Annotated in this window: 17 protein-coding genes; 9 read left to right on the top strand and 8 right to left on the bottom strand. The window is 71.8% G+C overall.

Annotation, left to right across the window (positions count from 1 at the left end; all coding sequences use genetic code 11):
- Positions 1–271: 271 nt before the first annotated feature.
- From ACFWBY_RS19840 to ACFWBY_RS19820, 5 genes are all read left to right on the top strand, one after another.
- Positions 272–1,045, top strand: coding sequence for a TraR/DksA family transcriptional regulator (locus ACFWBY_RS19840; RefSeq protein ID WP_385336374.1), 774 nt, complete (start codon positions 272–274; stop codon positions 1,043–1,045).
- A gap of 154 nt (positions 1,046–1,199) precedes the next feature.
- On the top strand, positions 1,200–1,763 hold the full coding sequence (gene lspA / locus ACFWBY_RS19835) for a signal peptidase II (RefSeq protein ID WP_385336372.1): 564 nt from the start codon (positions 1,200–1,202) through the stop codon (positions 1,761–1,763).
- Between the two features lie 75 nt (positions 1,764–1,838).
- Complete coding sequence (locus ACFWBY_RS19830; RefSeq protein ID WP_385336370.1) at positions 1,839–2,780, top strand: RluA family pseudouridine synthase; 942 nt, start codon at positions 1,839–1,841, stop codon at positions 2,778–2,780.
- 47 nt (positions 2,781–2,827) lie between these two features.
- On the top strand, positions 2,828–3,250 hold the full coding sequence (locus ACFWBY_RS19825) for a GNAT family N-acetyltransferase (protein WP_385336477.1): 423 nt from the start codon (positions 2,828–2,830) through the stop codon (positions 3,248–3,250).
- Positions 3,251–3,328: 78 nt separating this feature from the next.
- Positions 3,329–4,921 (top strand): Na+/H+ antiporter, encoded by a 1,593-nt coding sequence (locus ACFWBY_RS19820; RefSeq protein ID WP_385336368.1) that lies wholly within the window; start codon positions 3,329–3,331, stop codon positions 4,919–4,921.
- 171 nt (positions 4,922–5,092) lie between these two features.
- Here the strand turns inward: ACFWBY_RS19820 and ACFWBY_RS19815 are convergent, their stop codons facing one another.
- Complete coding sequence (locus ACFWBY_RS19815; protein WP_385336366.1) at positions 5,093–6,148, bottom strand: GDP-mannose 4,6-dehydratase; 1,056 nt, start codon at positions 6,146–6,148, stop codon at positions 5,093–5,095.
- Complete coding sequence (locus ACFWBY_RS19810; protein ID WP_385336364.1) at positions 6,145–7,335, bottom strand: glycosyltransferase; 1,191 nt, start codon at positions 7,333–7,335, stop codon at positions 6,145–6,147. Before ACFWBY_RS19810 ends, ACFWBY_RS19815 begins: the two co-directional genes overlap by 4 nt.
- Before the next feature lie 73 nt (positions 7,336–7,408).
- On the opposite strand from ACFWBY_RS19810, the gene ACFWBY_RS19805 reads away from it, so the two are divergent.
- Together ACFWBY_RS19805 and ACFWBY_RS19800 are read left to right on the top strand one after the other, a co-directional pair.
- Entirely contained in the window at positions 7,409–8,092 is a 684-nt protein-coding gene (locus tag ACFWBY_RS19805) for a response regulator transcription factor (protein WP_385336362.1), read from the top strand.
- An 80-nt stretch (positions 8,093–8,172) separates the two neighbouring features.
- Positions 8,173–9,561, top strand: a complete 1,389-nt coding sequence (locus ACFWBY_RS19800) for a sensor histidine kinase (protein WP_385336360.1) — start codon at positions 8,173–8,175, stop codon at positions 9,559–9,561.
- 33 nt (positions 9,562–9,594) lie between these two features.
- Here ACFWBY_RS19800 and ACFWBY_RS19795 read toward each other — a convergent pair whose 3' ends face one another.
- Complete coding sequence (locus tag ACFWBY_RS19795) at positions 9,595–10,617, bottom strand: mechanosensitive ion channel family protein (RefSeq protein ID WP_385336358.1); 1,023 nt, start codon at positions 10,615–10,617, stop codon at positions 9,595–9,597.
- A gap of 51 nt (positions 10,618–10,668) precedes the next feature.
- Here ACFWBY_RS19795 and ACFWBY_RS19790 point away from each other — a divergent pair, with 51 nt between their 5' ends.
- On the top strand, positions 10,669–11,238 hold the full coding sequence (locus tag ACFWBY_RS19790; protein ID WP_385336356.1) for a dienelactone hydrolase family protein: 570 nt from the start codon (positions 10,669–10,671) through the stop codon (positions 11,236–11,238).
- 105 nt (positions 11,239–11,343) lie between these two features.
- Here the strand turns inward: ACFWBY_RS19790 and ACFWBY_RS19785 are convergent, their stop codons facing one another.
- The 5 genes from ACFWBY_RS19785 to ACFWBY_RS19765 form a co-directional block, all read right to left on the bottom strand.
- Entirely contained in the window at positions 11,344–12,279 is a 936-nt protein-coding gene (locus tag ACFWBY_RS19785; protein WP_385336475.1) for a zinc metalloprotease, read from the bottom strand.
- A 226-nt stretch (positions 12,280–12,505) separates the two neighbouring features.
- A complete protein-coding gene (locus ACFWBY_RS19780) occupies positions 12,506–14,185 on the bottom strand; it encodes an alkaline phosphatase D family protein (protein ID WP_385336354.1) in 1,680 nt (559 codons plus the stop codon).
- 160 nt (positions 14,186–14,345) lie between these two features.
- On the bottom strand, positions 14,346–15,143 hold the full coding sequence (locus ACFWBY_RS19775; protein ID WP_385336353.1) for a DsbA family protein: 798 nt from the start codon (positions 15,141–15,143) through the stop codon (positions 14,346–14,348).
- 62 nt (positions 15,144–15,205) lie between these two features.
- Positions 15,206–15,898: a hypothetical protein gene (locus ACFWBY_RS19770; protein WP_385336352.1), complete on the bottom strand. Its 693-nt coding sequence runs from the start codon at positions 15,896–15,898 to the stop codon at positions 15,206–15,208.
- A gap of 77 nt (positions 15,899–15,975) precedes the next feature.
- Positions 15,976–17,301: a DUF2252 domain-containing protein gene (locus ACFWBY_RS19765; protein ID WP_385336351.1), complete on the bottom strand. Its 1,326-nt coding sequence runs from the start codon at positions 17,299–17,301 to the stop codon at positions 15,976–15,978.
- A gap of 170 nt (positions 17,302–17,471) precedes the next feature.
- Between ACFWBY_RS19765 and dnaE the strand changes: the two genes are divergently transcribed.
- Positions 17,472–21,014, top strand: coding sequence for a DNA polymerase III subunit alpha (gene dnaE / locus ACFWBY_RS19760; protein ID WP_385409678.1), 3,543 nt, complete (start codon positions 17,472–17,474; stop codon positions 21,012–21,014).
- The last annotated feature ends 57 nt before the right edge of the window (positions 21,015–21,071 follow it).

Genomic DNA, 21,071 nt, shown 5'->3' with positions numbered 1-21,071 from the left:
GCGGGAGAGAGCCGCGCAGGGGCCTTCGCAGGGGACGCGGAGGCTGCCGCGGAGGGGACGGCGCCGGGGCCGGGGAATGACCCGAATGGGCCGATGGGCCACTCCGGGGTGCGGTGGGGCCGGAGGGGCGGATTACCGGGCCCCCCGCTGGGCACAACGGATGCAGGTTGACCTTGATGGACGCGTGCCCCGTTGCCGCGGGGCCGGAGTCGATTTATCGTTCCGGCACGATTCGCGTGCAATGATCACAGTATGTGAAGGGGCCGCGGCCATGGTGGCGAAGAAGACCGCCGGGAGTACACCTGAGAAGGCTGCGGAGAAGGCTGCCGTGACGGAGAGGGCAGACGCCGACGGGGCGCCGGCGGCGTCGGCCAAGAAGACGGCCGCCAAGAAGTCGGCGGCCAAGAAGGCGCCCGCGAAGAAGGCGCCCGCCAAGAAGGCCGCTGCCAAGAAGACGGCCGCCGTCAAGAAGACGGCCGCGAAGAAGGCCACGGCCGACACGGCCGGGGCCCAGGGGGCGGCGCACGCCGCGCGAGAGACGGGAGCCCGGAAAGTGGTCGCCAAGAAGAGCACCGGCACGGCCAGGAAGACGGCCGCGACCGCGACGAGCGGGCTGCCCAAGGCGCGGGGCGTGGCGGCGAGCTCGCCGGGCGAGCTCGCCGTACGGCCCGGCGAGGACCCGTGGACCGAGGAGGAGGTCGGCGAGGCCCGCAGTGAGCTGATGAGCGAGGTGCTGCGGCTGCGGGCCGAACTCGACGCCTCCGAGGTGGCCATCTCCGGCCTGATGCGGGACTCGGGCGACGGCGCGGGCGACGACCAGGCCGACACCGGCACCAAGAACATCACCCGGGAGTCCGAGCTCGCGCTCGCGGCCAACGCCACCTCGATGCTGGAGCAGACGGAGCGGGCCCTGGAACGCCTGGAGGCGGGCACCTACGGGATCTGCGAGAACTGCGGCCAGCCCATCGGCAAGGCCAGGATGCAGGCCTTCCCGCGGGCCACCCTGTGCGTGGACTGCAAGCAGAAGCAGGAGCGGCGGCACTAGGCCGTCTCTTTGCCGGACCGGCGGTCCCGGGGCGGCGGGTGTCGACGCCGGGCGGCGCCCGGCGGGCGCCCTGACGTACCCTCGTGTCTCGTCAGGGTCCAGGAACCTGGCGGGGCGGTCGGCAACCTGGTTCGAGCTAGTTCGAGGGACTCACGTGACAGAGGCGGAGCGCATCATCGGTACGCCGGAGGCCGGGGAAGACGGCACCCAGCCGGAGCCCGTCGCGCCCAAGGGACGGCGCCGGATCGTGGCGCTGCTCGTCGTGGCGGTGCTGGCCTACCTGCTGGACCTCGGCAGCAAGATGATCGTCGTCGCGAAGCTGGAGCACGAGCTGCCGATCCGGATCATCGGCGACCTGCTGAAGTTCGAGGCGATCCGCAATCCGGGCGCGGCCTTCGGCTTCGGCGAAGCCTTCACCATCATCTTCACCTGCATCGCGGCCACCGTCATCGTGGTGATCGTGCGCCTCGCGCGGAAGCTGTACAGCCTGCCGTGGGCGATCGCGCTCGGCCTGCTGCTGGGCGGTGCGCTGGGCAACCTGACCGACCGGATCTTCCGCTCGCCGGGCGTCTTCCGCGGCGCCGTCGTCGACTTCATCGCACCCGCCCACTTCGCCGTCTTCAACCTCGCGGACTCCGCGATCGTCTGCGGCGGGATCCTGATCGTCCTGCTGTCGTTCCGGGGTCTCGACCCGGACGGCACCGTCCACAAGGACTGACCGGGAAGGGCCGCGGGGCCGGTCGCGGGAGAGATCGCGGGACCGGGCGTCTGTCCGGTCCTGCATACTCGACAGGTGAGTACGATTCCCGAGATCCGCACCCTGCCCGTTCCCGATGGCCTAGAAGGCGAGCGCGTCGACGCCGCCATCGCCCGTATGTTCGGTTTCTCCCGGACGAAGGCGGCCGAGCTCGCGGCCGCGGGGAAGGTGTCGGTCGACGGCAGTGTCGTCGGGAAGTCCGAGCGTGTGCACGGTGGCGCCTGGCTCGAAGTCGAGATGCCCACCCCGGCGCGGCCGGTCGAACTCGTCGCCGAGCCCGTTCCCGGCATGGAGATCGTCCATGACGACGACGACATCGTCGTCATCATGAAGCCGGTCGGCGTCGCCGCCCACCCCAGCCCCGGCTGGACCGGCACCACGGTCATCGGCGGGCTCGCCGCGGCCGGCTACCGCATCTCCACTTCCGGTGCCTCCGAGCGCCAGGGCATCGTGCACCGCCTCGACGTCGGCACGTCCGGCCTGATGGCCGTCGCGAAGTCGGAGCGCGCCTACACCTCGCTGAAGAACCAGTTCCGCGAGCGGATCGTCGACAAGCGCTACCACGCGCTGGTCCAGGGCCACCCGGACCCCATGAGCGGCACCATCGACGCGCCGATCGGCCGCCACCCCAGCGCCGACTACAAGTGGGCCGTGACCCAGGAGGGCAAGCCCTCCGTCACCCACTACGACCTGATCGAGGCGTTCCGCGCCGCGTCCCTGCTGGACATCAAGCTGGAGACGGGACGCACGCACCAGATCCGCGTGCACATGGCCGCGCACCGCCACCCCTGCGTCGGCGACCTGACCTACGGCGCCGATCCGACCGTGGCCAAGCGGCTCGGGCTCACCCGGCAGTGGCTGCACGCGGTGCGCCTCGGCTTCGAGCACCCCTCGGACGGCCAGTGGGTGGAGTTCGAGAGCACCTACCCGGCGGACCTGCAGAACGCGCTGGACGTGATCCGGAAGGAAAGCGAGTGACCGGCGCCCCCGCCGTCCCGGTGCGGGTCGCCGCCACCGAGGCCGACATGAAGGCCTGCTTCGCCGTGCGGACCGAGGTGTTCGTGGTGGAGCAGTCCGTGCCGGAGTCGATCGAGTACGACGCGTACGACGCGGGCGCGGTGCACGTCCTGGCCGAGGGGCCGGACGGAGTGCCGCTGGGGACGGGCCGGCTGCTGCACGGGCCCGGAGTCCTGGGCAAGACGGGGTCACCCGACGTCGGATCCCTGGGCCGGCTGGCCGTCGTCAGGTCCGCGCGCGGACTGGGCGTCGGGGTCGCGCTGGTCCGCGCCATCGAGGCGGAGGCGGCGCGCCTCGGCCTGGCCGCCGTCGACCTGGGCGCGCAGACGCATGCGCTGGGCTTCTACGAGCGTCTCGGCTACGTGGCCTACGGGCCGGAGTTCGAGGACGCCGGGATCCCGCACCGGGCGATGCGGCGCGCCCTGCCGTAACCCCGGCCGGGGCGGGCGCGGCGGCCGTCGAGCCCGCGCCTCGAACACCCGCGGGCCCGAGGGTGACAGGGTGAGCGGGTGGACCAGCTAGCTCTGTTGTTCGTGTTGTTGCTCGGGGCCGTGGTGACCGTGCCGCTCGGGAACCGGCTGGGGCTGCCCGCGCCGGTGCTGATGACGCTCGGCGGGGTGGTGCTCGCGCTGGTGCCCGCCGTGCCCAACGTCGACGTCGCACCCGAGTACATCCTGCCGCTCGTGCTGCCCCCGCTGCTCTACGCCTCCGTGCAGCGGACCTCCTGGCGCCAGTTCGCCGCCAACGTGCGGCCCATCCTGCTGCTGGCCGTCGCGCTCGTGTTCGTGACCACCGCCGCGGTCGCCGCCGTGGCGAACGCCGTCGTACCCGGGCTGCCGATCGCTGCGGCCGTGGCCCTGGGCGCGCTCGTCGCGCCGCCCGACCCCGTCGCCGCCACGGCCGTGGCCGGGTCGCTCGGGATGCCCCGGCGGATGGTGTCGATCCTGGAGGGCGAGGGACTCTTCAACGACGTCACCGCCATCGTGCTCTACCACGTGGCCGTCGGCGCCGTCGTGAGCGGGAGCTTCTCGTGGCCCGACGCGCTCGGGGAGTTCGTGCTCTCCGCCGTCGTCGCCGTGGTCGTCGGGCTCGCGCTGGGCTGGGCCGCCCACCGGCTCATGGGGCGGCTCGACGACGCCACGCTCCAGATCGGGCTGACGCTGCTGGTGCCGTTCGTTTCCTACGTCCTGGCCGAGGAGTTCCAGGGGTCGGGGGTGCTGGCCGTGCTGACCACGGCGCTGTACCTCGCCGAGTACGCGAGCGACGCCGACGACGTGCTGGGCCGGCTGGCCGGGCACACCTTCTGGGAAGTCGTCGACATGCTGGTCACGGGCGTCGCGTTCGGCCTGATCGGGCTGGAGCTGCACAACGTGTTCGGCGTCGCCCGCGGCCGGGAGTGGGAGATGGCCGGATGGGCGGCGGCCGTGGTCGCGGTGGTGATCGGCGTACGGCTGGTGTGGCTGCTGCCCGCCGGCTGGCTGGCGAAACGGCTGCACTCGCGGCGCGACTACGACGAGGAGATCCCGCTGAGCTGGCGGGAGTCCGTGGTGATGTGGTGGGCGGGGATGCGGGGGGTGGCCTCGGTGGCGCTGGCCCTGGCGATCCCGCTCCGGACGGACGCCGGCGAGGAGTTCCCCGGCCGGGACCAGATCATCTTCATCGCCTTCGCCGTGATCATGGTGACCCTGGTGGTCCAAGGGCTGACCCTGCCGTGGCTGGTCCGCAGGCTCGGCGTGGAGGCCGACCCCGACGCGGAGGCGGAGATCGCGCGGACCCTGGCGATCCGCGCCGCCAAGGCCGCCAAGCGGCGGCTGAAGGAGATCGAGGAGGAGGAGGACCTCCCCGAGGACCTGGTGGAGACGCTCTACCGGCGGGCGTACGACGTGGGGGCGAGGATCAGCCCCGACATGGTCGACGAGGAACGGCGCGAGGCCTACGCGAAGCGGGTGGAGCGGATCCGCGACGTGCAGCGCATCCAGCGGGAGATGATGTCCGCCGCCCGCCACGAGGTACTGGCCGCCCGGAGCGAACCCGGCGCCGATCCGGAGATCGTCGACCGGGTGCTCCGTCACTTGGACGTCCGCAGCCTGCGCAACCCGTAGGTCCTCTGGGCCGTCGCCGGACGGAGTCCGGCGCAGCGGCGCGAAGCCCGTGAGGCGCCCTGGCGCCGAGTGGTGCGAGTGGCGCGTGGGGAGGAGCGGCTCGTCGACCGGGTGCTCCGTCACTTGGACGTCCGCAGCCTGCGCAACCCGTAGCCCCGGGCCCGCCTGCCCCTATACCTGGTACCGGTCCGGGGCGAAGAGGTGGAGGTGGGACGCTATCCAGTCCGAGGTGCGGGTCAGGCCCTCGCGGAGGGAGACCTCGGGCTTCCAGCCGGCCCACTCGCGGGCGCGCGTGTTGTCCGACAGCAGTCGCTGGACCTCACTGCCCGAGGGCCGCAGCCGGGTCGGGTCCACGACGATCTCCGCGTCCCGGCCCGACGCGGCGACCAGTGCCCGGGCCAGGTCGCCGATGGAGATCTCCTCGCCGGCGCCGAGGTTGACCACCTCGCCCAGCGCCCGGTCGCACTCCGCGACCGCCAGGAAGCCCGCGGCCGTGTCCGTCACGTACGTGAAGTCCCGGGTGGGGGTCAGGGAGCCCAGGCGGACCTCGCGGGCGCCCGAGTGCAGTTGGGCGAGGATCGTGGGGATGACCGCGCGCGCAGACTGGCGGGGGCCGTAGGTGTTGAACGGCCGGACCACCGTCACCGGCAGCTCGAAGGCGTGGTGGAACGACAGCGCCATCATGTCCGCGCCGATCTTCGACGCGGAGTACGGGGACTGCGGCTGGAGCGGGTGGCTCTCGGAGATCGGGGCCGTCAGGGCGGTCCCGTAGACCTCGCTGGTGGAGGTGTGCACGAGGCGGCGCACCCCGTGGCGGCGGCAGGCCTCCGCCATGTTCTCGGTGCCGGTGACATTGGTCTGGACGTACGCGCCGGGCGACGCGTAGCTGTACGGGATCCCGATCAGCGCCGCCAGGTGGAAGACCGTGTCGCAGCCGGCCACGGCGTCGCTCACGCGGCCCGCGTCGCGGATGTCGCCCGCCCACATCTCGACCGGGGCGTCGGCGCCGGCCGGGCCCGCCAGGTACCGGGCCAGGTGGCCCTTCTCCGCGTACGGCTTGTAGTGCACGAAGGCGCGCACCTTCGCGCCCCGCTCCACCAGCAGGTCGACGAGGGTGGAGCCGATGAACCCCTCGGCGCCGGTGACGAGCACCGTGCGGCCCGTCCAGTCGGCGGGCAGGGAGGCGCGGCCGGGCACGGACAGGGGCGTGGACAGGGGCGTGGTCATACGGACTCCATGTGAGTGGGGGAGAAGGAGGGGAAGCCGGCGACGCCCAGCACCTGCGCCGCCAGGAGTTCGGCGGCCCGCGCGTGCGGGCCCGGGTCGGCGGCGCCGGCCATCGCGGCGAGGGCCGCCGGATCCGCGAGCAGTGGGGCGAGCAACGCGGCGAGGCCGTCGGCCGTCGCGTCCTCGTCGGGCAGCAGCAGCCCGGCACCCGCGTCGGACAGCACCCGCGCGTTGTGGGTCTGGTGGTCGCCCGGGGCGTGCGGGTAGGGGACGAGCACGGCCGGGACGCCCGTGGCGGCGAGCTCGGCCACCGTCGCCGAGCCCGCGCGGCACACCACCAGGTCGGCGGCCGCGTAGACCAGGTCCATCCGGTCGAGGTAGGGCACGGCCCGCGCGATCCGCTGCCCGCCCGACGCCGCCAGCCGTGCCACCGTGTCCGCCAGTACGGCGGGACCCGTCTTGATCAGCAGCTGGACGTCGTCCCGTGCCTGCCAGGCCGCGGCCATGCCGGCCGCGGCCTCCGTGAGGCGGACGGCGCCCAGGCTGCCGCCGTTGAACACCACCAGCCGCCGCCCGTGCGGCACCCCGAGCTCCCGCCGCGCCTCGGCGCGCAGCACCGTACGGTCACGGGCGGGCAGGACCGCGAGCCGCGACAGCGCCGCCGAGATCGGCATTCCCGTGGTCAGCGCCCGCGCCCCGCCCGCCAGGTGGGGCCGGCTGCGGTCGAAGGCCACCGCCATGTGCGGGGTGAGACGGGCCGCGAAGCGGTTGGCCCGCCCCGGCACCGCGTTGGACTCGTGGATCACCGCGGGCAGCCCGGCCATCCTGGCCCCGAGCACGGCGGGCGCGCTCGGGTAGCCGCCCATGCCGACGGCCACGTGTGCGCCCTGCGCCCGGATCACGGCCCGCGCCTGACCCGCCGAGCGCAGCAGTGCCGCCGGGAGCAGATAGCGGGCCGCGCCCAGCGCCGGGTCGAAGGGGATCATGTCGACGGTGTGCAGCCGGTAGCCGGCGGCCGGGATCAGCTCGGTCTCCAGGCCGCGTTCGGTCCCGATGAACGAGACCACGGCGCCGGGCACCGCGGCGCGCAGCGCCTCGGCCAGCGCCAGTCCCGGGTAGATGTGGCCGCCGGTGCCGCCCGCGCCGATCACGACGGAAAGCGGTGAGGGTGTGGGTGAGGTGGTCATGGACGCACACTCGCGGTGCGTCCTAAGAAGGTTCTAAGAGGTTCCCGCCGAACCATTTGGCAGGCTTTGCGGCATGCAGCGGATTCTGGTGGTGGACGACGAGCCCGAGGTGCGGGCCGCCGTCGAGGACGGCCTCGCCGTCGAGGGGTACGAGGTGCGCGGCGCGGCCGACGGACTGGCCGCGCTGTCCGAGGTGGCGCTCTGGCAGCCCGACGCGGTGGTCCTCGACGTGATGATGCCGGTGCTGGACGGGCTCGGTGTCTGCCGGCGGCTCCGCGCGGTGGGCGACCGTACGCCCGTACTCGTACTGACCGCCCTCGACGCGGTCAGCGACAGGGTCGACGGACTGGAGGCCGGGGCGGACGACTATCTGGTCAAGCCGTTCGCGCTCGACGAGCTCGTGGCGAGGGTACGGGCCCTCCTGCGGCGGGCCGCCCCCGAACCGGCCGGGTCCGCGCCCGAACTCTCCTACGGGGACCTCGTCCTCGACCCGGAGACCCGCACCGGGCGGCGCGGCGGGAGGCCGCTGGAGTTCAGCCGCACCGAGGCGGCCCTCCTCGAACTGCTCATGCGCCACCCCGGACAGGTGCTGCCGCGTGAGCTCGTCCTGGAACTGGTGTGGGGGCGGGACTTCGGTCCGGACTCCAACTCGCTGGCCGTCTACGTCGGCTACCTGCGGCGGAAGCTGGAAGCCGGCGGCGAGCCCCGGCTGGTGCACACCGTGCACGGCGTCGGCTACCGGCTGGACACCGCGTGAGCGGCGCGGGGGACGTGGGGGAGGCGGGGGAGGCGGGGGACGCGGGGGGCCCGGGCGGTGCTCGGGCCGGGGGCGGGCGCATGCTCGCGGCGCCGTGGCGGCGCAGACGGCCGCTGCGGACCCGGCTCGCGCTCGCGGCCACGGCTGCCGTCGCGCTGGTCGCGGTCGGCGTGTGCGCGGCGGCCTTCTTCGTCGTGCGGGACGCGCTGTACCGCCAGCTCGACCTCAACCTCACCCAGTCGGCCCGCCTCGCCGCCCAGCGCAACCCCGACTCCGGGCCCGGGACCCTGAGCGGGGAGTGCCGTTTCCTGGCGGCGCCCGCCTGCGCGGAGGTGGTGCCGGCCGATCCGGCGAACGACCCCGCGGAGCCCTTCCTCCTGCCGGTGGCCCCCGCCGCACGGGCCGTCGCGGCGGGCAAGAGAGCCCCCTACTACACCAGCATCGTGCACGCGGGGCACCCGGCGCGGATGCTGACCACCGACTACACCAAGGGGCGGGCGCTGCAGGTGGCGTTGCGGGCGGACAGCGTGGAGGACGCCTTGGAGGAGGCCGCCTGGTGGCTGGCGCTGACGGCGGCGGCCGGCATGCTGATGGCCGCGCTGCTCGGCTACTGGGTCGCGCGGACCGGCCTGGCACCGGTCACCCGCCTCACGGCCACCGCCGAGCGGATCGCGGCGACGCGGGATCCCCGGCACCGGATCGAGCTGCCGCCGCCGGGTCCCGGGCGGGGAGCGGAGGACGAGGTCACCCGGCTCGCCGGAAGCTTCAACACCATGCTCGGCGAGCTGGAGCAGTCCGTGACCGCGCAGCGCAGGCTGGTCGCGGACGCCTCGCACGAGCTGCGGACACCGCTGACGGCACTGCGGACGAACGCCGAGCTGCTGGCGCGGGGCGAGCGGCTGACGGCCGAGCAGCGCGAGCGGGCCTCGCTGGCGCTCGGGCGCCAGCTGCGGGAGGTGACGGGCCTGGTCAACGACCTGATCGAGCTGGCCCGGGACGAGGAGCCGCGGCTGCTGGTGGAGCAGGTGCGGCTGGCACCCCTGGTCGAGCACTGCGTGGGGGCCGCGCGGGCGCACTGGCCCGGGGTGGAGTTCCGGGTGTGGGCGCGGGAGGAAGCGGTGGTGGCGGGGGTGCCGGCGCGGCTGAGCCGGCTGCTGGGGAACCTGCTGGACAACGCGGCGAAGTTCAGCCCGGGGTCCGGGGCCGAGGTGGAGGTGGGGCTGACGGTACTGGGCGGCGGCCGGGCCGAGGTGACGGTCCGGGACCACGGACCGGGGATCGCGGAGGGCGACCTTCCGTACGTCTTCGACCGGTTCTACCGGGCGGGGGCGGCGCGGGCCCTGCCGGGGTCCGGGCTGGGGCTGGCGATGGCGCGGCAGATCGCGCGGGCCCACGGGGCCGAGCTGACGGCCGAAGCCGCTCCGGGCGGGGGCGCGATGTTCCGGCTGACGTTCGGGGCCACCGGGTGAGTGCGTGCCCTGCGGGGCTCTCGGGGCTGACGCTCACGGTCGCGGGGGTGCCTCGGTGGTCGGTATGTGGGGGAGGGCGTACGGGTGGTGGGTGACGAGCCAGGTGATCAGGCGTTCACGGACCGCGCAGCGCACCGTCCAGATGTCGTCGCCGTCCTTCGCCGTGACCACGGCGCGGACCAGGATGGTGTGCGGGGTGGTGTCCGTGACGGCGAGGGAGCCCGTGCGGCCGTCCCACTCCGGTATGTCCGGCAGGATCCGCCGGAGCTCCTCGCGCATCAGGTCCACCGGAGCGCTGTGGTCCAGGTGCCAGAACACGGTGCCCGTCATCTGCGCGCCCCCGCGCGACCAGTTCTCGTAGGGCTTTCCTGTGAAATACGACACCGGCATCGTGATCCGGCGCTCGTCCCAGGTGCGGACGGTGAGGAAGGTCAGGGTGATCTCCTCCACGGTGCCCCACTCCTTGTCCACGACCACGGTGTCCCCGATGCGGACGGTGTCGCCGAAGACGATCTGGAGCCCGGCGAAGAGGTTGCCCAGCGAGGACTGGGCCGCGATGCCCGCCACGATGCCGAGGATGCCCGCCGAGGCCAGCATCGAGGTGCCGACCGTCCGCATCTGCGGGAACGTGAGCAGCATCGCCCCGACGGCCACCACGATGACGGCCGCGGTGGCGACCCGCTGGATCAGTGTGACCTGGGTGCGGACCCGGCGGACCCGCGCGTCGTCCGGGCTGTCGGCGGCGTAGCGGGCGTAGGTGGAATCCACGATCGCCGTGACGATCCGAACCAGCAGCCAGGCGGCCGCGGCGATCAGCACGAGGGTCAGTACGTGGCTCGTGGCGTCCGCGCGGCGGCGCACGCCCAGGAGCAGTGAGGCCGCCAGGACCAGCATGAACGGGGGGCGGCAGTGGCGCAGCAGTCCCCACAGCGGGGTCTCGCCGTGCACGGCGTCGGCGCGGCGCAGGAGCAGGTCGAGGAGCCATCCGGCGAGCAGGGTGACGGCCAGGGTGCCGACGACGGCCGCGACCGGCCGCAGGAGCGAGTCCGTGTCCATGGACGCCAACCGTAGCCGGATGGCGTCCTGGGGAGCTGGCACGATGGAGGAATGAACATCATGCTTTTCCATTCGACCTACGGGCTGCGGCCCGCGGTGCGGGAGGCGGCCGACCGGCTGCGCGCGGCCGGACACGAGGTCCAGGTGCCGGACCTCTTCGAGGGACGCACCTTCGAGACCGTCGAGGAGGGCATGGCCCACCGGGACGAGATCGGCCGTGACGAGCTGCTCAAGCGCGCGGTCCTGGCTTCGGCCCCCTACTCGGACCAGGGGCTGGTCTACGCAGGCTTCTCCTTCGGCGGCTCGATCGCCCAGCACTTGGCGCTCGCCGACGAGAAGGCGCGCGGGCTGCTGCTCCTGCACGGGACGGCCGACCTGGAGGACGGCGTCTCGGTCGACGAGCTGCCGGTGCAGCTGCACGTCGCGGATCCGGACCCCTTCGAGCCGCACGACTGGCTGACGGCCTGGTACCTGCGGATGCGGCGGGCGGGGGCGGACGTCGAGGTCCACAGTTACCCGGGGGCCGGGCACCTGTTCACCGACCCGGGGTTGGACGATTACGACGCCGAGGCCGCCGAGCAGGCCTGGACGGTCGCCCTCGGCTTCCTCGACAGCCTGTAGGACGGACGCGGATGGGGCCCCACGGGTGTGGGGCCCCATCGTCATGTGCGCTTCAGCGTGTCGGCGCTGCGGCGCCTGCGGCTGCGGCGCTCGGGCTGCGGAGCGTCAGGCGCGGTACGCCGTCCACATGCTCTTCATGCGGGTCACCTGGCCCGCGGTGAACTGGTACATGCAGGAGTCGTACGTGTAGTCCATGAAGTTGTGGATCGGGTCGACGCCCGCCTTGCTGGCGCAGCTGTCACGTCCGGTCGGGCACTCGAAGGCCGCGCTCTTCTCGGCCGGGGTGTCCGAGACGGAGTCGCCGCTGCCGTTGCAGCCGCCCTGGAAGGTGTGGTAGAGCCCCATCCAGTGGCCGACCTCGTGGGTCGCGGTGTCGCCCTCGTTGTAGTTGGCGGCGGAGCCGCCCGGCAGCGAGGTGTCCAGGACGACCACGCCGTCCATCTTCGGCTGCGAGGCGTAGGAGCTGGGGAAGGTGGCCCAGCCCAGCAGCCCGCCGGAGAGGTTGGCGGTGTAGAAGTTGAGGGCTTCGGGGCCGCCCTTGCGCAGCGTGTTCTTCATGGTCTTCTCGGCCGTGGAGCCGGAGGCCAGGTTGTACCAGCTCGCGTTGTCCGTGTAGTCGGTCGCCGCCAGGGTGAACTGGTAGGTCGTGTCGACGTTTCCGGTGCCCTGGCCGGCGTAGGCCGCGTTGAGGACCGCCAGCTGCTTGCTGATGTCGGTGGACGTCAGCTTTCCGGTGGTGCCGGAGTGGATGACGTGGAAGTACACGGGGATGTTCGTGACGGCTTCGGCGACGCGCAGGCTGCGCGGCTCCTTCGAGGCCTTGTCCAGCTTCGCCTTGAGGTCGGCGTCCATGGCCTTGGACTGGGCCTCGGTGACCTCGTTGGGCTCGGCCGCGTGCTGGTCCTTCGGGCGCGCCACGCGGGCGTTGGCCGCTCCGGCGTCCTCGGCGCACACCTCGGCGCCGGTCTTGGCGGCGGCGAAGGTGGTGGGGGCGGCGAGGGGGGTGAAGGCCAGGGTTCCGGCCAGCACGGCCGTACCCATGAGGCGGCGGCGGAGAAGGGGGGATATGCGGGCAAGAGCGCGCACGTGTGCTCCTCGCGAGTGGGGGGGTATGCCGTGAGGGATCTTCCCTACGACTGGCGCGAAGCTTACGTGGGCATGTCATAAACAGGTCAAGTGTCTTACGTAAAAGATTTGTTGCTTCTGGGGCTGAAGGGGCGCCTGGTCTGCACCAGACACCCCCTCGAACAGTAAATTTGACGGTCTGTCAGCGAACCGGTCGGTCGGCCCGTTCCACCTTCTGGGTCCCGTTCAGCGTCCGGTACGAGCGCTGCCAGGCGGCCGTGGCGTCCTGGCGCCGCTTGTCGGAGACCGTGTAGTAGTCCATCTGGGACCGCTCGGCCGTCACGTCCAGAACGCCGTACCCGTGGGAGTCCATGTCCAGCCACTTCACGTGCCGGTTGGCCGCCTTGATGGCCGTTTCGGCGACGAGCGAGGCGGTGTCCGCCGGGACGTGCAGGAGGTCGTCGATGTTGTCGGAGGTCACCGAGGTCACCACGAACTCCACGCCCGCCGAACGCGACCACGGGTAGGTGGCCGCCGTCACGGGGACGTCGTTCGCCCACGCCATGTGGATGTCACCGGTCAGGAACACGGTGTTGCGGACGGACCGGTCCGCCAGGTGGCCCAGCAGCTCCCGCCGGTCGTCCGTGTAGCCGTCCCACTGGTCCACGTTGATCGCGAGGCCCCCCTTGGGCAGGCCGAGCAGCTCCGCGAGCGGTTCCAGCAGGTGCGCGGGCAGGGAGCCGAAGGCCACCGGCGAGATCATCACCGAGGTGCCCACCAGCTTCCAGGTCGCCTGCGAGCCCGCCAGCCCCGCCTTCAGCCAGTCCAACTGCGCCCGGCCGGTGAGGGTGCGCTCCGGGTCGTCCACCTCGCCGCTGCCGATGCCCGCCTGCTGCGAGCGGAAACTGCGCAGGTCCAGCAGGTGCAGGTCGGCGAGGGTGCCGAAGCGCAGCCTGCGGTAGACGGTGCCCTCGGTGGACGTGCGGACGGGCATCCACTCGAAGTACGCCTGGCGGGCGGCGGCCGCGCGGGCCGCGAAGTCGCCCTCGGTGGCCGGATCGTGGTTCTCCGCGCCGCCGGACCAGGTGTCGTTGGCTATCTCGTGGTCGTCCCAGATGGCGATGACCGGGTGGGCCAGGTGCAGGGCCTGGAGGTCGGCGTCCGTCTTGTACTTGCCGTGGCGGGTGCGGTAATCGGCCAGGGTGAGGATCTCGTGCTCCGGCTCGTGCCGGCGCACGACGTACTTGGCCTCGGGGTAGCCGCCGGTCTGGTACTCGTAGATGTAGTCGCCCAGGTGCAGGACCGCGTCGAGGTCGCCCCGCGCGGCCAGGTGGCGGTACGCGGAGAAGTAGCCCGACTCCCAGTTGGCGCAGGAGACCACGCCGAAGCGGACCCCGGGGGTCGTCGTCTCGGCGGCGGGGGCGGTACGGGTCCGCCCGACCGGGGAGACCGCGGCGCCGGCCGTGAACCGGTACCAGTAGGTGGTCTGCGGCCGCAGGCCGCGCACGTCGGCCTTGACGGTGTGGTCGCGGGCGGCGCTCGTGGCGACGGAGCCGCCGGCGACGATCCGGGAGAAGGCCTTGTCCTCGGCGATCTCCCAGCCCACCTGGAGGGCCGGTCCCGCGCCGGAGCCCGGCACGGCGTCGGGGGTCGGGGTGACGCGGGTCCACAGCAGGATCCCGTCGGGCAGCGGGTCGCCCGAGGCGACGCCGTGCGCGAAGGAGGGGGCGTCGGCGCTCGTGGCGGCGTGCGCGGGGGTGGCGGCCAGCGCGGCCATGGGGGCGAGCGCTGCGGTGGCCGCCGCGGCCAGCACGACGGTGCGGCGGCGCGGAGTCGGCGCGGACGCCGATTCGGTTGCGGAAGGGGAGAGTTGACTGGTCACGGATCATCATATTACCGACGGGTATGAGCTCCGGAACAGCCCTGGGAAAGCAACGGGCGGGCGAACTCCGAGAGTTCGCCCGCCCGTGCGCTGTGACCGATGGGGTTCGGCCGATGACTTTCGGCCGAGGGGCCGGCCGAGGGGCCGGCCGGGTGGAGCGTCAGCCGGCCAGTGCCTTGTCGACCGCCGTCGTGAACGCCTCCGGGGACTGCGGCAGCGGGTCGATCTTCTTGCCGTCGATCTTCAGCGTCGGCGTGCCCGTCACACCGCTCTTGTCGAAGGTCTTGGACATCTCCAGGGCCCACCGGTTGTAGGTGCCGTCCTCGACGGCCTTCTTGAACTCGGCGTTGTCCTTGAGCGCCGGCACCTGGTCCGCGACCGTCAGCAGGTAGTCGTCCTTGGCGAACTTGTCGTCCTTCTCCTCCGGGTGGTTCGCCGCGGAGTAGAGGGCCGTCTTGTACTCGAGGAAGGCCTCGGGGCTGACGTTGAGGGCCGCGCCCAGCGCGCTCAGGGCGTTCTTGGAGCCGCTGCCGGGGATGCCCTTGTCGATGAAGGTGGCGCCGATGAACTGGATCTTGTACTTGCCCGCGTCGAGGTCCTTCTTGACCTGCGGGCCGACGGTCTGCTCGAAGGTCGCGCAGACCGGGCAGCGCGCGTCCTCGTACATCTCCAGTGTCTTCTTGGCGTCGGCCTTGCCGACGGTCACGGTCGTGCCGTTCTCGCCCGAGGTGTTCTTCGGCGCGACCAGGGCGGCGTCCTTGGCCTTGTCCCACTCGCCGGGCTCGTTCGCCCGCACGACCAGGTAGCCGACGCCGCCGGCCAGGGCGAGGGCGGCCACTACACCGCCGGCCACGAGCACCTGGCGGCGGGCCTTGGCCTTCTTGGCCTGCTTCTCGCGCTCGGCGCGCAGCTTCTCGCGGGCCGCCGCCTTGTTCGCCTGGCTGTTGCGTGCGCTCATCGTGATCTCCGTGGGGTGTGGCTCCGGCGGAAGCCGGATGGATGGGGGACTGCCTGCGTACGTCAGGCGCGAGCGAGCGCGCCGAGTACGCGAGGGGGTCCCCGCCGTCCCACGGAATGTGCCGGGAAGCGGGTGCGGGCCCGCGTGGACGACGCCCGGCCGGGCGTCCGCCGGGGAGCCGGGCCGAGGGCCGCCGCCACCTTGGCCGACGCCAGCAGCAGCGGCCGGAAGGCACAGGCGGCCGCCGCGCCCAGCAGCCGGCCCAGCGCCCGCTCGCCGTGCCGCAGCCACACCGAGGCGAGCAGTCCGACGACGACGTGCGCGCCCAGCAGCAGCCAGGGCGTCCACGGTCCGGACGCGGCCGACAGTGCCGCCGGGCCGGCGGCCGTCCCGCCCGACGCGGCCAGCGGGCCGCCCACCGGGGGGCCGCCGCACAGGTGGGTCAGGCCCAGGGCGCGCAGCGGGCCCGAGACCGGTCCGCCGGCGGGCCCGTAGCAGAGGTGCTGGCCGGCGGTGAAGGCGGTGTCGGCGGCCAGCTCCAGCGGTACGAGCAGTCCGGCGATGGGGGCGAGGCCCCGCTCCCGCCCGGCCAGGGCGTAGGCGATCGCGAACACGGCGGCGAAGGCGCCGCCCACCAGGGCGGGCGGCAGCGGCGTCCGGGACATCAGGACGTGCGAGCCGGCCGAGAGCAGCACGACGAACGCGCTGAACAGCGCTGCCCGCAGCCCTCGTAGCCCTACCCCGGATATGTCCATCGCCGCGAGTGTGCCATGACTCCCTGTGCACGCGGGCCGCAGGTCCCGAAAAGGGCGGCCGGGAGCCGGGCCCGCGGCTACGGCGTGAGCCGCCCGTTGCGGAAGAGGTCCACGAAGATCTGGTGGTCGGTGCGCGCCCGCGCCCCGTAGGCGTGGGCGAAGTCCACCAGCAGCTGTGCGAAGCCCTTCTCGTCGGCGGCGATGGCCGCGTCGATGGCCCGCTCGGTGGAGAAGGGCACCAGCGTCTGGCCGCTCTGCTGCTCGTCCGCCGCGCCGTGCATGGTCGCCGTCGCCCGGCCCAGGTCCGCGACCACGGCCGCGATCTGCCGCGGGTCGTCCAGGTCGGACCAGTCCAGATCCACCGCGTACGGGGAGACCTCCGCCACGAGCTGCCCGGTGCCGTCCAGCTCCGTCCAGCCGAGCCACGGGTCGGCGTGCGCCTGGAGGGCGCGCTGGGAGATCACCGTGCGGTGCCCCTCGTGCCGGAAGTACTCGCGCACCGACAGGTCGGTGACGTGCCGGGACACGGCCGGGGTCTGCGCCTGCTTGAGGTAGATCACGACGTCGTTCTCCAGGGCGTCGCTGTGCCCCTCCAGCAGGATGTTGTACGAGGGAAGCCCCGCCGAGCCGATCCCGACGCCCCGGCGGCCCACCACGTCCTTGACCCGGTAGGAGTCCGGGCGGACCAGGGACTCGTCGGGGAGGGTCTCCAGGTACCCGTCGAAGGCGGCGAGCACCTTGTACCGGGTGGCCGCGTCCAGCTCGATGGTCCCGGGGCCGGGGGCGAAGCGCCGCTCGAAATCGCGGATCTCGGTCATCGAGTCGAGGAGCCCGAAGCGGGTGCGCCGGCGGGCGTCGCGCAGGGCGTCCAGCAGCGGGCCCTCGGCGGTATCCAGGGTGAAGGAGGGGACCTCCTCGTACCCGGCACCGGTCGCCAGGGCGTGCACCCGCTCCCGGTAGGCGGCCGCGTAGATCCGCACCAGCTCGCTGATCTGCTCGTCGCTGAGCGCCTTGGTGTAGCCGATCAGGGCGATGGAGGCCGCGAAGCGCTTGAGGTCCCAGGTGAAGGGGCCCACGTACGCCTCGTCGAAGTCGTTGACGTTGAAGACGAGGCGGCCGTTCGCGTCCATGTAGGTGCCGAAGTTCTCGGCGTGCAGGTCGCCGTGGATCCACACGCGGCCGGTGCGCTCGTCCAGGTAGGGGCCGCCGTGGCGCTCGTGCTCCAGGTCGGCGTAGAACAGGCAGGCCGTGCCCCGGTAGAAGGCGAAGGCGGAGGCCGCCATCTTCCGGAATTTGACCTGGAAGGCGGCGGGGTCGGCGGTGAGCAGCTCACCGAACGCGATGTCGAACACGTCGAGTATCTGCTCGGCGCGCTGCTCGTCGGTCGTTTCGGGAACCGCCATGGCGGGTGCCTCCTGGTGGCGCGGGGTGGATCACGTTTTCGATCACGAAGGGTCGTACGTGCCGATGGTCGTGCAACGCATGACCGTACCCGTCGGTGCCCCTGATCTGTCACCCGGGAGACGTAGGATTCAGAGCTGCCGCCCCTCTCTCCCCGCCGGAGGCCCCCACCGTGACCAAGACGCCGTTCACGCACCTGCACGTCCACACCCAGTACTCCCTGCTGGACGGTGCCGCGCGGCTCAAGGACATGTTCAACGCGTGCGGCGAGATGGGCATGACGCACATCGCCATGTCCGACCACGGCAACCTGCACGGGGCCTACGACTTCTTCCACACGGCCAAGAAGGCCGGAATCACCCCGATCATCGGCATCGAGGCGTACGTCGCCCCCGAGTCGCGGCGCAACAAGCGGCGCATCCAGTGGGGCCAGCCGCACCAGAAGCGCGACGACGTCTCCGGTTCCGGCGGTTACACCCACAAGACGATCTGGGCGGCGAACGCCACCGGCCTGCACAACCTCTTCCGGCTGTCCTCCGACGCCTACGCCGAGGGCTGGCTCACCAAGTGGCCCCGCATGGACAAGGAGACCATCAGCAAGTGGTCCGAGGGCCTGATCGCCTCCACCGGCTGCCCCTCCGGCGAGCTCCAGACCCGGCTGCGCCTCGGCCAGTTCGACGAGGCCCTCAAGGCCGCCTCCGAGTACCAGGACATCTTCGGCAAGGGGCGGTACTTCCTGGAGCTGATGGACCACGGCATCGAGATCGAGCGCCGGGTCCGCGACGGCCTGCTGGAGATCGGCAAGAAGCTCGGCATCCCGCCGCTGGTGACGAACGACTCCCACTACACCTACGCGAGCGAGGCCGGCGCCCACGACGCCCTGCTCTGCATCCAGACCGGCAAGAACCTCTCGGACCCCGACCGCTTCCGCTTCGACGGCACCGGCTACTACCTGAAGTCCACGGAGGAGATGTACGCCATCGACTCCTCGGACGCCTGGCAGGAGGGCTGCGCCAACACGAGGCTGGTCGCGGAGCAGGTCGACACCGAGGGCATGTTCGCGTTCCGGAACCTGATGCCGAAGTTCGACATCCCGGACGGCTACACCGAGGTCACGTGGTTCCGCGAGGAGACCATGCGCGGCATGCACCGCCGCTACCCGGGAGGCATCCCGGACGACCGGATGAAGCAGGCCGAGTACGAGATGGACACGATCATCTCGATGGGCTTCCCCGGCTACTTCCTCGTGGTCGCCGACTTCATCATGTGGGCCAAGAACCAGGGCATCGCGGTGGGCCCGGGCCGAGGCTCCGCGGCCGGCTCGATCGTCGCCTACGCCATGGGCATCACCGACCTCGACCCGATCACCCACGGTCTGATCTTCGAGCGCTTCCTGAACCCCGAGCGCGTCTCCATGCCCGATGTCGACATCGACTTCGACGAGCGCAGGCGCGTCGAGGTGATCAGGTACGTGACCGAGAAGTACGGCGCCGACAAGGTCGCCATGATCGGCACCTACGGCACCATCAAGGCCAAGAACGCGATCAAGGACTCCGCCCGCGTCCTGGGCTACCCGTACGCCATGGGCGACCGGCTCACCAAGGCGATGCCCGCCGACGTCCTCGGCAAGGGCATCCCGCTCTCCGGCATCCTCGACCCGCAGCACCCCCGCTACGGCGAGGCCGGCGAGATCCGGGGGATGTACGAGAACGAGCCGGACGTCAAGAAGGTCATCGACACCGCCCGGGGCGTGGAGGGCCTGGTCCGCCAGATGGGCGTGCACGCGGCCGGGGTGATCATGTCCAGCGAGACGATCACCGACCACGTGCCGGTCTGGGTCCGGCACTCCGACGGGGTCACCATCACCCAGTGGGACTACCCGAGCTGCGAGTCGCTCGGCCTGCTGAAGATGGACTTCCTCGGCCTGCGCAACCTCACGATCATGGACGACGCCGTCAAGATGGTGAAGGCCAACAAGGGGATCGACATCGATCTCCTGGGCCTGCCGCTCGACGACCCCAAGACCTTCGAACTGCTCGGCCGCGGCGACACCCTCGGCGTCTTCCAGTTCGACGGCGGGCCCATGCGCTCCCTGCTGCGCCTGATGAAGCCCGACAACTTCGAGGACATCTCCGCCGTCTCGGCCCTGTACCGGCCGGGCCCGATGGGCATGAACTCGCACACGAACTACGCCCTGCGCAAGAACAAGCAGCAGGAGATCACCCCGATCCACCCGGAGCTGGAGGGGCCGCTCGAAGAGGTGCTCGCGGTCACCTACGGCCTGATCGTCTACCAGGAGCAGGTCCAGAAGGCCGCCCAGATCATCGCCGGGTACTCGCTCGGCGAGGCCGACATCCTGCGCCGCGTGATGGGCAAGAAGAAGCCCGAGGAACTGGCGAAGAACTTCGTCATCTTCGAGGCGGGAGCCAAGGAGAAGGGCTTCAGCGACCAGGCGATCAAGGCGCTGTGGGACGTCCTGGTCCCCTTCGCCGGCTACGCGTTCAACAAGGCCCACTCGGCCGCGTACGGCCTGGTCTCCTACTGGACCGCCTACCTCAAGGCCAACTTCCCGGCCGAGTACATGGCGGGTCTGCTCACCTCGGTCAAGGACGACAAGGACAAGTCCGCGATCTACCTGAACGAGTGCCGCCGCATGGGCATCAAGGTGCTCCCGCCGAACGTGAACGAGTCGGAGCCCAACTTCGCCGCCCAGGGCGACGACGTGATCCTCTTCGGCCTCACCGCCGTGCGCAACGTCGGCCAGAACGTCGTCGAGTCGATCATCAAGGCCAGGAAGGCCAAGGGGAAGTACTCCAGCTTCCCCGACTTCCTGGACAAGGTCGAGGCGGTCGTCTGCAACAAGCGCACCGTCGAGTCCCTGATCAAGGCCGGCGCCTTCGACGAGATGGGCCACACCCGCAAGGGCCTGGTCGCCCACCACGAGCCGATGATCGACAACGTGGTGGCCGTCAAGCGCAAGGAGGCCGAGGGACAGTTCGACCTCTTCGGCGCGATGGGTGACGAGAGCGCGAGCGACGAGCCCGGCTTCGGCCTCGACGTCGAGTTCTCCGACGTCGAGTGGGAGAAGTCCTACCTGCTCGCCCAAGAGCGCGAGATGCTCGGCCTCTACGTCTCCGACCACCCGCTCTTCGGCCTGGAGCACGTCCTCTCCGACAAGACCGACGCCGGCATCTCCCAGCTCACCGGCGGCGAGCACTCCGACGGCGCCGTCGTCACCATCGGCGGCATCATCTCCGGCCTCCAGCGCAAGATGACCAAGCAGGGCAACGCCTGGGCCATCGCCACCGTCGAGGACCTGGCCGGCTCCATCGAGTGCATGTTCTTCCCCGCCACCTACCAGCTCGTCTCCACCCAGCTGGTCGAGGACACCGTCGTCTTCGTCAAGGGCCGCCTCGACAAGCGCGAGGACATCCCCCGGCTGGTCGCCATGGAGATGATGGTCCCCGACCTGTCCTCCGCCGGGACCAACGCCCCCGTCGTCCTCACCATCCCGACCGTCAAGGTCACCCCGCCGATGGTGACCCGCCTCGGCGAGATCCTGCGCCACCACCAGGGCAACAGCGAAGTCCGGATCAAGCTCCAGGGGCCGCGCACCACCACCGTCCTGCGCCTCGACAAGCACCGGGTCAAGCCCGACCCCGCGCTCTTCGGCGACCTCAAGGTGCTGCTCGGCCCGTCCTGCCTGGCGGGCTAGGCACCGGCACCGCACGCGCGAGGGCCCGCCCCGGGTCGACCGGGGCGGGCCCTCGCG

Source organism: Streptomyces sp. NPDC060049 (assembly GCF_042736715.1).
Taxonomy (GTDB): Bacteria; Actinomycetota; Actinomycetes; order Streptomycetales; family Streptomycetaceae; genus Streptomyces.
Note: the sequence above shows the minus strand (reverse complement) of the source record. Positions and strands in the feature narration are given on the sequence as shown.

What these genes read in the sequence shown, in the direction of transcription:
- ACFWBY_RS19840 (WP_385336374.1), top strand. Translation starts at nt 272, where the DNA reads ATGGTGGCGAAGAAGACCGCCGGGAGTACACCTGAGAAGGCTGCGGAG.
- ACFWBY_RS19825 (WP_385336477.1), top strand. Translation starts at nt 2,828, where the DNA reads ATGAAGGCCTGCTTCGCCGTGCGGACCGAGGTGTTCGTGGTGGAGCAG.
- ACFWBY_RS19815 (WP_385336366.1), bottom strand. Translation starts at nt 6,148, where the DNA reads ATGACCACGCCCCTGTCCACGCCCCTGTCCGTGCCCGGCCGCGCCTCC.
- ACFWBY_RS19810 (WP_385336364.1), bottom strand. Translation starts at nt 7,335, where the DNA reads ATGACCACCTCACCCACACCCTCACCGCTTTCCGTCGTGATCGGCGCG.
- ACFWBY_RS19805 (WP_385336362.1), top strand. Translation starts at nt 7,409, where the DNA reads ATGCAGCGGATTCTGGTGGTGGACGACGAGCCCGAGGTGCGGGCCGCC.
- ACFWBY_RS19800 (WP_385336360.1), top strand. Translation starts at nt 8,173, where the DNA reads ATGCTCGCGGCGCCGTGGCGGCGCAGACGGCCGCTGCGGACCCGGCTC.
- ACFWBY_RS19795 (WP_385336358.1), bottom strand. Translation starts at nt 10,617, where the DNA reads ATGGACACGGACTCGCTCCTGCGGCCGGTCGCGGCCGTCGTCGGCACC.
- ACFWBY_RS19790 (WP_385336356.1), top strand. Translation starts at nt 10,669, where the DNA reads ATGAACATCATGCTTTTCCATTCGACCTACGGGCTGCGGCCCGCGGTG.
- ACFWBY_RS19785 (WP_385336475.1), bottom strand. Translation starts at nt 12,279, where the DNA reads ATGGGTACGGCCGTGCTGGCCGGAACCCTGGCCTTCACCCCCCTCGCC.
- ACFWBY_RS19775 (WP_385336353.1), bottom strand. Translation starts at nt 15,143, where the DNA reads ATGAGCGCACGCAACAGCCAGGCGAACAAGGCGGCGGCCCGCGAGAAG.
- ACFWBY_RS19770 (WP_385336352.1), bottom strand. Translation starts at nt 15,898, where the DNA reads ATGGACATATCCGGGGTAGGGCTACGAGGGCTGCGGGCAGCGCTGTTC.
- ACFWBY_RS19765 (WP_385336351.1), bottom strand. Translation starts at nt 17,301, where the DNA reads ATGGCGGTTCCCGAAACGACCGACGAGCAGCGCGCCGAGCAGATACTC.